Origin of the sequence: Nostoc sp., assembly GCF_036919575.1 — a bacterium.
Classification (GTDB): domain Bacteria; phylum Cyanobacteriota; class Cyanobacteriia; order Cyanobacteriales; family Nostocaceae; genus Nostoc.
This window is the reverse complement of the sequence record NZ_JBALBY010000007.1, coordinates 97,846-110,289: the sequence shown is the minus strand read 5'-3', so window position 1 is coordinate 110,289 and position 12,444 is coordinate 97,846. Positions and strand designations below refer to the sequence as shown.

General features: G+C 43.2%; 12 protein-coding genes. 2 read left to right on the top strand and 10 right to left on the bottom strand.

Annotation, left to right across the window (positions count from 1 at the left end):
• Positions 1-283: 283 nt before the first annotated feature.
• On the bottom strand, positions 284-862 hold the full coding sequence (locus tag V7K27_RS03015) for an NADPH-dependent FMN reductase (RefSeq protein WP_334944149.1): 579 nt from the start codon (positions 860-862) through the stop codon (positions 284-286).
• A gap of 182 nt (positions 863-1,044) precedes the next feature.
• Here V7K27_RS03015 and V7K27_RS03010 point away from each other — a divergent pair, with 182 nt between their 5' ends.
• Positions 1,045-2,598, top strand: coding sequence for a cytochrome P450 (locus tag V7K27_RS03010; RefSeq protein WP_334944147.1), 1,554 nt, complete (start codon positions 1,045-1,047; stop codon positions 2,596-2,598).
• An 18-nt stretch (positions 2,599-2,616) separates the two neighbouring features.
• Here the strand turns inward: V7K27_RS03010 and V7K27_RS03005 are convergent, their stop codons facing one another.
• From V7K27_RS03005 to V7K27_RS02990, 4 genes are all read right to left on the bottom strand, one after another.
• Entirely contained in the window at positions 2,617-3,351 is a 735-nt protein-coding gene (locus V7K27_RS03005; protein WP_334944145.1) for an amino acid ABC transporter ATP-binding protein, read from the bottom strand.
• On the bottom strand, positions 3,344-4,855 hold the full coding sequence (locus V7K27_RS03000) for an ABC transporter permease subunit (protein WP_334944142.1): 1,512 nt from the start codon (positions 4,853-4,855) through the stop codon (positions 3,344-3,346). Before V7K27_RS03000 ends, V7K27_RS03005 begins: the two co-directional genes overlap by 8 nt.
• A 381-nt stretch (positions 4,856-5,236) precedes the next feature.
• Positions 5,237-6,217: a 2-dehydropantoate 2-reductase gene (locus V7K27_RS02995; RefSeq protein WP_334944140.1), complete on the bottom strand. Its 981-nt coding sequence runs from the start codon at positions 6,215-6,217 to the stop codon at positions 5,237-5,239.
• Positions 6,218-6,243: 26 nt separating this feature from the next.
• Entirely contained in the window at positions 6,244-7,434 is a 1,191-nt protein-coding gene (locus V7K27_RS02990) for a murein hydrolase activator EnvC family protein (RefSeq protein WP_334944138.1), read from the bottom strand.
• A 676-nt stretch (positions 7,435-8,110) separates the two neighbouring features.
• Between V7K27_RS02990 and V7K27_RS02985 the strand changes: the two genes are divergently transcribed.
• Complete coding sequence (locus V7K27_RS02985) at positions 8,111-9,019, top strand: peptidoglycan-binding domain-containing protein (protein WP_334944136.1); 909 nt, start codon at positions 8,111-8,113, stop codon at positions 9,017-9,019.
• Between the two features lie 223 nt (positions 9,020-9,242).
• Here the strand turns inward: V7K27_RS02985 and hemJ are convergent, their stop codons facing one another.
• The 5 genes from hemJ to V7K27_RS02960 all read right to left on the bottom strand — a co-directional run bounded on the left by hemJ (position 9,243) and on the right by V7K27_RS02960 (position 12,379).
• On the bottom strand, positions 9,243-9,824 hold the full coding sequence (gene hemJ / locus V7K27_RS02980) for a protoporphyrinogen oxidase HemJ (RefSeq protein WP_334944134.1): 582 nt from the start codon (positions 9,822-9,824) through the stop codon (positions 9,243-9,245).
• Positions 9,825-9,949: 125 nt separating this feature from the next.
• A complete protein-coding gene (locus tag V7K27_RS02975) occupies positions 9,950-10,159 on the bottom strand; it encodes a hypothetical protein (protein WP_334944132.1) in 210 nt (69 codons plus the stop codon).
• 10 nt (positions 10,160-10,169) lie between these two features.
• Positions 10,170-11,021, bottom strand: coding sequence for an alpha/beta fold hydrolase (locus tag V7K27_RS02970; RefSeq protein ID WP_334944130.1), 852 nt, complete (start codon positions 11,019-11,021; stop codon positions 10,170-10,172).
• Position 11,022: 1 nt separating this feature from the next.
• On the bottom strand, positions 11,023-11,253 hold the full coding sequence (locus V7K27_RS02965; RefSeq protein WP_334944128.1) for a hypothetical protein: 231 nt from the start codon (positions 11,251-11,253) through the stop codon (positions 11,023-11,025).
• Complete coding sequence (locus tag V7K27_RS02960) at positions 11,228-12,379, bottom strand: NAD(P)/FAD-dependent oxidoreductase (RefSeq protein ID WP_334944126.1); 1,152 nt, start codon at positions 12,377-12,379, stop codon at positions 11,228-11,230. The genes V7K27_RS02965 and V7K27_RS02960 overlap by 26 nt, the downstream gene beginning before the upstream one ends.
• Positions 12,380-12,444: the final 65 nt, after the last annotated feature.

Here is a 12,444-nt window from a genome sequence, read left to right as displayed (position 1 = left end):
GCGTAAGCGTCATCGAGAGATTGACGCTTACACCCAACAAATATGGGCTTTATCGTCTTAAGTTGACACCAATGAGCATTGCTGTGCCCCTACGACAGATGTGGTTCAAATACATGATTTCTGCTGTAATCCGCCAGGATGTCTAGGTTTTCTTTTTGTGATCATCGTTAACTCCTAATGATAGGCCGAAGGTGAAGGTAACGAGAGGTAGTAGCCACGCTTTCATACCCCAAAATCTGTGTTTAATTACAGGTGTTCGTTATCTACTGAACACCTCAAGAGTTTAATTAAGCTTCAGCAATATCTTTGTTAAGCCATCGCCTAGCTTTTCAATAGATTCTTGCTGTTTAGGATCTTTTAATGTGCCATCGGCGTTAAAGGCTTCGTAAGCTTTGGGTACGGCTACCTGGTCGGGAAGTACTAAAACTTTGATGTTTCCCAAGATAGACCGCAGGTGAACCAACCCGCGTAAACCGCCAATAGCGCCTGGGGAAGCGCTCATAATGGTAGCAACTTTACCTGCAAAAGCAGCCAATGATGCTTCGTTTGGGGCTGGACGGGATGCCCAGTCAATGGCGTTCTTCAAAACTGCTGTGATCGAACTATTATATTCCGGCGAAGCAATCAGCAATCCTTGATGAGAAATTAACAACTCCTTGAAAGTACGGGCGTTAGCAGGTAGTCCTTCTTGAGCTTCCAAATCTTCATCAAACAGAGGTAAAGGCAAATCGCGGAGGTCGAGATAAGTCACTTCTGCACCTGCTGCCTTAGCACCAGCCGCCGCAATTTTTACCAATTTTTTGTTGTAAGAATCAATCCGGGTGCTGCCAGCAAAGGCGAGGATTTTCGGTGTAGATGCCATAGTTCTAGGTTGAATGGGAAGGATTGGCCAGTTCAGCTGCATTATCCTGTTTCCAGGCGATCGCTATTTGCTACCTTTAGATTTTCTTTAGAAACCACTCAACTGAGAACCGCGCTGAACGAATCTGGAAACAATACGGTAGTATCTGAATAACCTAAGTTTTGTTGGACAAAGGCGGATTCATGTTCCAAGAGATTGCCGCTCAAATTGCTTTTTCTGACTCATTTCCATATTTAGTTACAGTCTTAGGCATTACTAGCACAGTGGGAATATTTGGTTGGCGCTGGTGGAAACAAAAGAACACTTACAAATCTCTACAGTCCCTTCCCTCTCCTAAGAGACACTGGCTATTAGGAAATATTCCTCAAGTATTAGCAGCAGTGAAAGAGAAGAAATTCTTCCAATTATTGTTTGATTGGAGCCAGCAGCTAGGCCCAATGTATGTTTACTGGACTGGCAATCCAATTCTCATTTTGAGTAAGCCAAAAGTTATCGAAGACACCATTGTTAATGGCATGAGAGATGGTAGCCTAATTAGGTCACAGCGAGCGAGCAAAGCTTGGAACGACATTAGTGGGCCGATTCTTTTCGGTCAAAGTGGAAGTGAGTGGCAGTACAGACGCAAAGCTTGGAACCCTGAATTCAGTTCTAGCGGTCTCTCCAAATATGTGGAAATTATTAGCCAAGCTTGCGAACAAGTAATTGAGAAAATTCAGTCCGCTGCCTCACCAAAAGAAGTTCAGGTAGATCCTCTGTTTGTAGAGCTAACAATGAGGGTGATTTCCTGTTTAGTACTGGGCATTCCGGTGGATAAAAACATTGCTAGTCAAGAAGGACAACCCCTTGATGTCCTCAAAGTGTACGAGGCGATGTGTATTGTAAGCTATCGGTTCCTACGGGTAGCTACTGGCGAGAAGATATGGATGAAATATCTGCCAACTAAGAACTCACGAGATTATTGGGCAGCAAGGCGATATTTAGAGGAGTTTATTACTCCCCGTGTAGACTTAGCTTTACAGATGAGAGAACAAAATCAGACCGATTTAACACAGGTAAGTCCTTTGTTCCAGGAATCAATGTTAGTGAAAATAGCTGCCAAAGAACCAAAATACAATCGGAAAACACTGGTAGCAGAAGCTATTGAACTTTTAATAGCTGGTACTGATACGACGGCTCATACTTTATCCTTTGCAATAGCAGAGTTGACCTTAAATCAAAGGGTTTTTCAGCAAGCACAGGCCGTTGTTGACCAAGCTTGGGAAAGTCAAGGCGGTATTAATTCAGAAAGCCTTAAGGAATTGAATTACATCCGCGCTATTATCAAGGAAACTTTGCGCCTTTATTCAGTCGCCTCTGGCTCGACTTCATTGGAGGCTCAACGTGACATTCTGATCGAGGGTACGGTTATTCCTCGTGGCACGAAAATATACTGGTCAATGCTTGCTGCTGGACGAGATCCAGAAGTCTATTCTCATCCCGATGAATTTCTGCCAGAGCGTTGGTTAGAGAAGAATAAGGAAAGTACCGTACTTCCAATGATAGACTTTGGCTCAGGTTCTCATCGTTGCTTGGGAGAGCATTTATCAATGCTGGAAGCAACGATGATGCTGGCACTACTGCTTTACTACTTTGACTGGGAGTTGGTCAACGGTCGATCATCTCTGGAACAGTTACAGCAGAACCTTTTGATTTATCCGCCGGATAGAATGCCGGTGCGCTTTCGGTTGAGAAAGTAGGGATAACTAAATCAATTTCTAAAGCATTTTTTCTAAGAACTGCTTGGCGCGATCGCACTGAGGATTTTGGAAAAACTCACTAGGAGTAGTATCTTCTGCTAAACTTCCCTGGTCGAGGAACATAATCCGATTGGCAACAACTCTAGCAAAGCCCATTTCATGGGTAACGATCGCCATTGTGATTCCAGATAGCGCTAAAGCTTTGATCACTTCCAGCACATCTTTAACCATTTCTGGATCTAGTGCAGAGGTGGGTTCATCAAACAAAATCATCTCTGGTTCCATTGCTAATGCACGAGCGATCGCTACTCGCTGTTTCTGTCCCCCAGATAGTTTGGACGGATAGACAGACGCTTTTGGCTCTAAACCTACCTTAGCAAGCAATTCTAACCCTTGTTCTTCTGCTTTTTGCTTGTTTATTCCTTTCACCTTTATGGGTGCGTAGGTGACATTTTGCAGCACACTCATGTGGGGAAACAAATTAAAATGTTGAAATACCATCACCAAATGTTGGCGCACCTTAGCAATGTTTACCTTGGGATTAGTGATTTCTTGGTCGTGAAAGTAGATTCTTCCTCTGGTGGGTTGTTCTAGCAAGTTTATGCATCGCAGAAAGGTAGACTTACCTGAACCAGAAGGGCCTAATATGGCAACCACTTCGCCCTGATAAAACTCAGTGGAAATATCTTTGAGTACGTCGAGTTTGCCAAAGGATTTACATAAGAATTCCGTGCGAATTACTACATTACTCACTTTGCCGTAACCTCCTTTCTAAAGCGGATGCACCCAAAGTCATACCCATTACCAAAACATAGTAGATTAACCCTGCAAATAGCAGTGGTTCAAAATAAATATACTTGTTTGCACCAACGATTTGGGCGCTGCGTAATATTTCCACTACCCCAATCGTTGACACCAGTGCGGAATCTTTGAGCAATCCGATAGTTTCATTCACCAATGCGGGGAGAATGTTCTTCAATGCTTGGGGAAAAATCACATCCCACATCATCAACCAATAGGGAACACCCATAGACATCGCCGCTTCACTTTGCCCTTTATCCACCGCCTGAATTCCACCTCTGATGGTTTCCGACATATAAGCGCCAGAATTCAGGGTAAAAGTTAGCACCCCTGCCTCCAATGCGGAAATGTCATAGCCTGTAAGCTGGGGTGTTGCGTAGTAAACCAACGCCAACTGTAATAATAAAGGTGTGCCTCGGAAAACAGAGGTGTAGGCGTTAGCAACCCAGGTAAGCGGCTTGATGCCGATAATTTTTAATAGAGACAGTATTGTTCCCCAGATTAACCCCAAGGATACAGATAATAGCGTAAACAATAAAGTTAAAGGGATTCCCCGAAGAATAAAGGGAATGTCAGGAAGAATTCGGGTGAAGTCAAGATTCAATCCGCCTTTAGCAGGAGTTGAGGATGCAGGATTGGCGGTAATGTTCTGTGAAAACCACTTGGCTACCAATTTAGCTAATGTGCCATTGTCCTTCATTTGCTGAAGGACTTTGTTAAACGGTTCTGCTAAAGAAGAACCTTTAGGAAAAGCGATCGCTGATCCACTTGCCTCCTCTGAGGGAATAATATTAAACTCTAAATCTGGGTTAGCTTGGGCGAATCCCTTAGCGACAGTATCTTCAACAATTGCTGCATCAATTCGCCCAGATTTGATTTCCTGAACTACTTCCGGCACTTTGTTGAGTTGCTTTAGCTGAATACCCGCAACTTTTTGAGCAATTTTCTGAGCATTTTGTTCCTGTATCGTTCCTAGTTGTACCCCAACCTTTTTTCCTGATAAGTCTTTGGGCTGCTTCAGGTTGCTACCTTTAGGGGCGACAATCGTATCTTTAGCTTCGTAATAAATAATTGAAAAATCAATATTTTTCTGACGTTCTGGAGTTGGAGTCATCCCAGCCATTACAAAGTCAGCCCGATTTGCTTGGAGTGCAGGAATTAATCCATTAAAATCGGATTCCATGATCTGAAGTTTAAACCCTAGTTTTTGAGCAAGGGTCTTGGCAATATCTATATCAAAGCCAACGATTTGGCGTAGGCGTAGCCCGTCGTAGACATCGCCTCCTTTAGTATCATAAAACTCATAAGGAGGATAATCTGGGGAAGTAATCATCGTCAGCGTGTCTTTACCTAAAGATGAGGCAGCTTTTAGATAATTGCTATCTCCTGTAATGATGCTGATTCCTACTACTGCTACAAACAGTATTGTTAATAGCCATACTTTTTTTTTCTTCATAAACTTGATAATTATATAATTTACATTCCGCACCTTAAAGCAATACACTTCAGTTAAGCATTTAAGTAGGAAGACACAATTAAATATAAGATAAAACCTCACCCTCAATCCCTCTCCTTGGTAAGGAGAGAGAAGCCGGAGGCAGAGTGAGGTCTTATATTTAATTTGACCCACTTACTTATTCCTTCTCTTCCTTCTCTTCCTTTGCGTCCTTTGCGTCCTTTGCGGTTCGTTAAAAAAATTGATTTTGACAAAGAGTTTTAGCCTTAACCCAAGCGTATTGCAGCTTAAGAGACTTCCAAATAAAAAAATATCCCAAAGCTGACGCAAAAATCCTCTCTATTTCTCCTCTCTCTGTGTTCTCTGCGCCTCTGTGGTTCGTCAAATTCTTACTTTAGTCGCTTCCAACAACTTAACACTGGCATAAATAGCATCAATATAAGGTGTGGGAATTTGAGTGAGTTTTCCCAATTCTGCCACCGCGCCAACAATAGCGTCTATCTCCGTAGCGCGTCCGGCTTCAATATCTTGTAGCATTGAGGTTTTATGGGCACCAACATTTTCTGCCCCATTAATTCGCTGTTCCAAACTAATGCCAAACTTTATACCTAAGTTTTCCGCGATCGCCTGAGTTTCAGTCATCATTTGCCGCGCTAATTCACGAGTCAGGGGATAGCGACAAATACCTTCTAGAGTAGCACCAGTCAGCGCACTGATGGGATTAAATGCGACATTACCCCACAACTTGATCCAAATTTCCGTGCGAATTTGATTGCGGATTGGTGCTTTGAATCCTGCCTGTTTTAAAGTCTGTGCTAATAATTGGATGCGTTCTGTTTTAGTGCCGTCGATTTCACCGAGAGTAAAGCGATCGCCTTCAATATGTTTGATTACACCTGGTTCAATTATCTCAGTTGCTGGGTAAACAACACAACCGATGGCGCGTTGGGCACCGATATTAGCTTCAATAATCCCATCTGGGTCAACAGATTGAATGCGTGTACCTTCATATTCACCGCCATGCTGACGAAAGTACCACCAAGGAACACCATTTTGGGCTGTCACCACCATTGTGTGAGCATCATAGAGTGCAGGGAGAGAGGGTGCGATCGCAGACAAACTCTGAGCCTTTACAGTTAAAATTACTACATCTTGTCGCCCTGCTTTCTGAATATCGCTAGTTGCCAAAGATGGACTAGCAATTTGGCTAGAACCGTCTGCCATAAGCAACTTCAGCCCATTTGTTTTAATTGCCTCCAAATGAGAACCACGCGCAATCAGCGTCACGGCTTCACCTGCTAGTGTCAGTTTTGCCCCTAAATATCCACCAATCGCACCCGCGCCAACAATACAGATTTTCATAAAAATATCCCCGAATTGGCGATCGCTTAAAGATAATTAGCTGGGTTCACGGGTGTACCATCTCGACGAACTTCAAAGTGGAGGTGAGGCCCAGTTGATAAACCTGTGGAACCGACAGCAGCGATCGCTTGTCCGCGTTCAACAGCTTCACCTTCGGTTACATACAATTCGCTGGTATGTCCGTACAATGTCGTAATGCCTTTGCCGTGATCGATAATTACCGCTCTGCCATAACCACCATACCACCCAGCAAAAATCACTATTCCCGAATCGGCTGCCCGAATTGTACTGCCATAGCTAGCGGCAAAATCCAACCCGGCATGAAAGCGACGATAGCCGAGGATTGGGTGCATTCGCCAGCCGAAGGGACTGCTAGTAGGAGCATCACTAGGATATACCATTACACCAGTTCCCCGAATGATGAAACTTGTACGGCTGTTGGTTTTTGCTTGCGCCTCTTCTGTTGCTTTGGCTTCTGCTACCTTTTGTTGAATCAAGACTTCCAGATTTTGGGATTCCCTCTCTAGCTGGTTTTGCGCTGCTTCCAAGGCGAGGCGATCGCTATTGAGGCGTTGAATCAATTCTGATTGTGACTGCGCCTGAGTTTGATAATCGGTTTTTTGTGCCAATAGTTGCTCACGCATCAAGGCGATTTCATTTTTTTGCTGTTCAACTTCCGTTTTTTGTTTATTGAGCAGATTTGCTTGGGCGTTGAGTTTCACCAAAATTTGTTGGTCTGCCTGATACACTAACTTCAACTGATAACGACGGCTGATAAAATCGCTAATATTTTCACTTTGGAGCAAAACTGCCCATCCAACAGATGCTGGCGATCGCTGGAGATAACGCAATCGTGCTACTGTTACTATTTGACGAGCTTCATAGTCACGTTCCGCTACAGCTAAATCAGTTTCCAACTGTTGCAGGCGTTGAGTAGCTTGTTGTAATTGCAATTCGCTCTCTTGAATATAGCTATCTGTGGTTTGCAGATTTTGCTTTAAACCAGTCAGGTGTTTTTGCGCCTCTTGTTGGATATTTGTTAAGCGATCGCGATCGTTAGCCCCACTCTCATGCTGCTGGTTCATTTGTTGCTGCTGTTGTCGCAGAGTATCAATAGACTCTGTGGGCATTGCCTGGGCTGGAATTAATGCCAAACAAATCCACAAAATGCCGCAAAATGCAATAGATAAACAGCAATAAATAAATCGCGCTCTCATCGTGCGAACCTAACCAAAACGATGCTTTCAAACACTATGAGGATTATTCCCAAAATCTGATTCACCCACTCCAACACTATGTATCAAATTGGTCTGCCAAGTTTTAACACAAAGATTCCATTTGTGTCAGCATTCAGCAGATATATCAGCCGATCAGATGTGTGAACTATATTTCAGTAAAATTTTATACTTATAGTAGTTCTCAGTCCTTGTGAGGTACAAGAACCCCTCGCCGCAAGCGAGGCTACATTACCCCCCTTAATCCCCCCTTATAAAGGGGGGAAACAGGAAATTTAGTTCCCTCATAAAGGGGGAAAACAGGAAATTTAGTTCCCTCATAAAGGGGGAAACAGGAAATTTAGTTCCCTCATAAAGGGGGGAAACAGGAAATTTAGTTCCCTCATAAAGGGGGGAAACAGGAAATTTAGTTCCCTCATAAAGGGGGGAAACAGGAAATTTAGTTCCCTTATAAAGGGGGGAAACAGGAAATTTAGTTCCCTCCCCTTTATAAGGGGAGGGTTAGGGTGGGGTATTTCTGTGAATTTTTGTGTGCTGAATCATAAATTAATAGTAAAAATTTTGACATCATACTTTATACGAGAGTATTATTTCAAACAGCATCAATCTTCAAAATGATGTTTATACTTAGAAGGAAGCAAATGAAGGTAGGTGCATAATGAAACTGCAAGATTTCTTAGGAAAAGATGAGAAATGGGGATTTGAGGCGATCGCTAAAGATGCAGACTTGGCTCGTCAGGTTCAGACACTATTAATCAACTTAGGTTTGCTAGAACCTCCATCTGATGGGAAATTTGGCCCTGTTTCTGTGATATCTATCAAAAAATTTCAAGAATTAACCAAGACTGGAGAAAATGACTTTTTAGGAGCAGTCACAGCCAAGAAACTAATTGAAACCAAACCAGATGAGCTTCCTAAACCCCCCTTAAAACTTGGTAATGACATTGCCAGCAGGATTGTCAAATACTTGCAATCTAAAGAGTATCAGGTATTCACCAATCCAAAAGAATACAACATTGTTTATATAGAGGGTATAAATAGAGACTGGACTCTCAATAGTGATACACCCAATGAATTTAATGATCGGCGGATTGTCATTGAAGTAGTAAATGGTGTTCCCAAAATCGTAGATCACTGGGAAGCGACTACAGAACCAGGGAACTACTACACTTATAATCCGATGAATCCCAAAGGAGCAGCTAGGATTCAGTTTGGACAATACAAAGCTTGGGCTGTTGGCATCCACGGCACAGCAGAGCCTCACGAAGCATTAGTGCAAGTTGGAGATATAACTGTTTGTAGAGATTTCAACAAAGATTTTAAACGGACTGGCGACAAACTTGATACAGGTGATGATTTCTATGTGAATCAACACTACGGCTTTGATTTTCCCCGAAATGATATTGGCCATGCCAGTGCAGGTTGTTTAGTGGGACGTAGCCGTGAAGGACATAGAGAGTTTATGGCGATTATTAAACAAGACCGTCGCTATCTCGCTAATCGCAAATATGTTTTCTACGCTACCGTGATTCCTGGGGATGATTTAGCGAAGACGTTTCCAGCATGAGGTAATGGTTAATTGGTACGAGTTATTGTTGTAATCCAAGTGTGGTAGGTTAGCACATCTGTGCTACCCTACTTTGTGTGAGACAGGAATTTGTCTAAGTAAGTTGGCGCGAAAAAACCGAAGTATATTACGAAACGTAAATAGGCTTAAACCCCTTACTAATGACCAATGACCAATGACAAAGGACAGCCTTCACCAGTTAGCTTTAATTGCGCCGACCTACTTAACTTTGTTCTTGTGGTTGCCCTATCTGTGCCGTCAGCTTCTCTTTATCTTGCCTGCGTTTTTTGGCGTAAAGTTGAATAGTGACTGCCATCAAAATAATCATGGCAAAAATAGCCCAGGCAGCGATATCTGTAGGTAGATTATTCTTAAACACAGCCAGCAGCACGATCGCTACTAACATAACTGTGGGTGCTTCATTTAAAGCACGTAATTGCTGACTATTCCAGCCACATTCATCTACTGCTAACTTCTTCATTAGCCGGGCGCAGTAATGATGATAGCCAATTAAAATGGCAACAAACAGCAGCTTGATATGCAACCAACCCTCTTTTAAAATGTCCGGTTCAGTGCTTAATAAACCGATAGCCATTGCGATCGTCACAAACATTCCTGGATTAGTGATGATATGATAGAGCCGCTTTTCCATAATTTGATACTGATTTTTCAGTATCGTTCGGGCTGGTTCCGGTTCAAGGTTCGCTTCAACGTGATAGATAAAAAGACGTACCAGATAGAACAAACCAGCGAACCAAACTACAAATCCGACAATATGAAATGCTTTAAACCATGAATAAGCCATGAATTCTAATCTCCTTTACTTGCAATACTGCGTAGGTTTTGAGTCGATCCCCCCAACCCCCCGATAAATTGGGGGGCTAAAAATGCCTTATTTTTCCCCCTTTTTAAGGGGGACTAAGGGGGATCTCAAATGACTATGCACCAAAAACCGAGCAGTATTGCCTTTACTTGTGGTTGTGATGCCTTTTTAATGGTAATAAAAAGTTCACAAATGCCGGCGGGGATAACATTTATAAATCTAGCAAAAATCCCGAATTTATTTTTTACCACAGAGAAATGATAGATATTTCTCTGTGGTAATCTTGGTTTCATTTTTATAATATCGATTTTTGCCAAAGGTATATTGTCAATGAGTATCTTTACGACGCACAAAGGGTAAAAGGTCTTGCAAAATTACCTCGTGGTAGTGTTCTTGAGGATAATGTCCGACGTTATTAAGTTTTATTAATTCGGTATTTGGTACGGAATTTGCAAAATTTTCGGCAATGTCTACAGGTAGCCAAGGGTCAATCATGCCCCATTGTATAAGAATTGGCTGTGGCCATTCTTGAAAGCCAGATTGGATTTCTGTCATTGCGGAATCAAGCTGTAAATTGCGAATACTTGCTAAGAGACTTCGACCAGATGCAGAAGTTGTCAAAAATGGTTTTCGATAAATATCTAAGTCTTTATCTCCGATGCGATAACGGCTTCCACCTTCTAGCGTCCGGTCAACTAAAAGTGGGTCTTGGGTGATCACTTCACCCGCCAAAGGTAAACCCATTTGTTTAATTTTCCAGGGTAATTTAGCAGCAGTTGAAATTGGTGTATTTAAGATAGCTAAATTAGCAATTTGTTCTGGATGACGCAAAGCATATTGTAGTCCTACAGAACCTAAAAAGCCTTGGACAACTAAAGAAAAATGTTCAAGTTCTAGGGCTTTAATAAATCCTTCTAAAGCTGTGATAAAAGCATCGGGAGTGTAAGCAAAATCTCGTTTTTCTGGTTTTGCAGAAAAGCCATAACCAATCCAATCTGGAGCGATCGCTCTTGTCCCCTGATTCGCTAAAGCAGGTATAATATTACGCCAACTGTAACTTTGTGAAACTAACCCGTGTAGCAACAACACAGGCGCTAAGTCAGTTCTGCCGATTGGTAAAGATTCCCGATAAAACCATTCCAGTGAATCTACATTGATTTTATGTTCTGTTATTGACACGCTATTTTCCTATATTGGCATTGGGCATTGGGCATTGGGCATGGGGCACTTGTACTGAGCGAAGTCGAAGTATTGGGCATGGGGCATTGGGCATTGCATGAGTTATTCTTCCTCCCTCATCCCCCTCATCCCCCTCATCCCCCTCATCTCCCTCATCCCCCTCATCTCCCTCATCTCCCTCATCCCCCTCATCCCCCTCATCCCCCTCATCCCCCCACTCCCCACTCCCCATTCCCCACTCCCTGAAAAATAATCATCTCACGAATTGCATAAGCTGTGGCGGGTGCTAGTAAAACGCCGTTGCGATAGTGTCCGGTAGCGAGGAGGACATTACTAAACCCTGGTAACTTACCAATAACTGGGGCTGGGCGTCCTTCAGGACGGGGACGTAACCCCGACCAAGTGCGGAGAATCGTTGCTGTGGCTAACTCTGGGCAAAATGCGATCGCTTGTTCTCTAATAGATTCCAGCAATTCTCGATTTGGTGGTATCTCATCGCCATTGCTGGGAAATTCCACTGTTGCGCCTACCCAATAATCTCCACCGCCCACAGGAACAATATGCACATCGTTACCCGTTATCACTGGCTGGAAGTCGGCATTACCTAACGGATGACCCAGACGCATTTGCAACGCTTGCCCAAGTACGGGGCGGATATCAAGCATCTGGTTTAATTTTGCCGTCAGTGGTGTTGAACCTAGCCCGGCGGCGATTACAAACCAATCTGCGGCTATTTTTCCTTCTGTAGTCTCAAGTTGCTGACAAAATTGAGGATAAGATTCAGGTGTTGAGTTGGGGGCATCCAAAACAGCCACACCAAATTTGAAAGTCACACCATTTTGCTGGGCAGCCTCAACTAAAGCTAATGTCAGGGCAGTTGGATCAAGCTGGCGGTCTTGGGGAGAATAGACAGCGCCAGTAATTTTTTTGTGTAGGCGCAGCCCGTCGTAGACATCAACTTGAGGACAGATATTCTGGAGTTTAGCCGTGTCCCAGATTTCTAAATGCCAGCCTTGAGAGTGGCGAATTTCTACTAGCTTTTCCCATGCTGGTAAATTCTCCTCTTCCAAATAAAGACTGAGAATTCCCTGGCGATTAAAAGGGATTTTGCGACCTGTTAAAGCTTCTAGTTCAGGAATCAAAGTTTCATAGCGTTGGATGCTAGTATGTCGCATCTGCCAAGCCTTGCCCTTGACTTTTTGGCTGATTGCGCCCATCAAAACGCCAAGTGCAGCGCCCGTGGAAGCTTGTGCTGGTGGTTGCCGATCGCAAACTGTGATTTTTAGCCCTTTTACTTGACTCAGTTCATAGGCGATCGCAGCCCCAATTACACCACAACCGATAATAACTACATTCATAACTTGTACTTGAAGTGAGGAGTGAGGAGTTAAAAATTTATAACTCTTAACTCCTAACTCCTAAC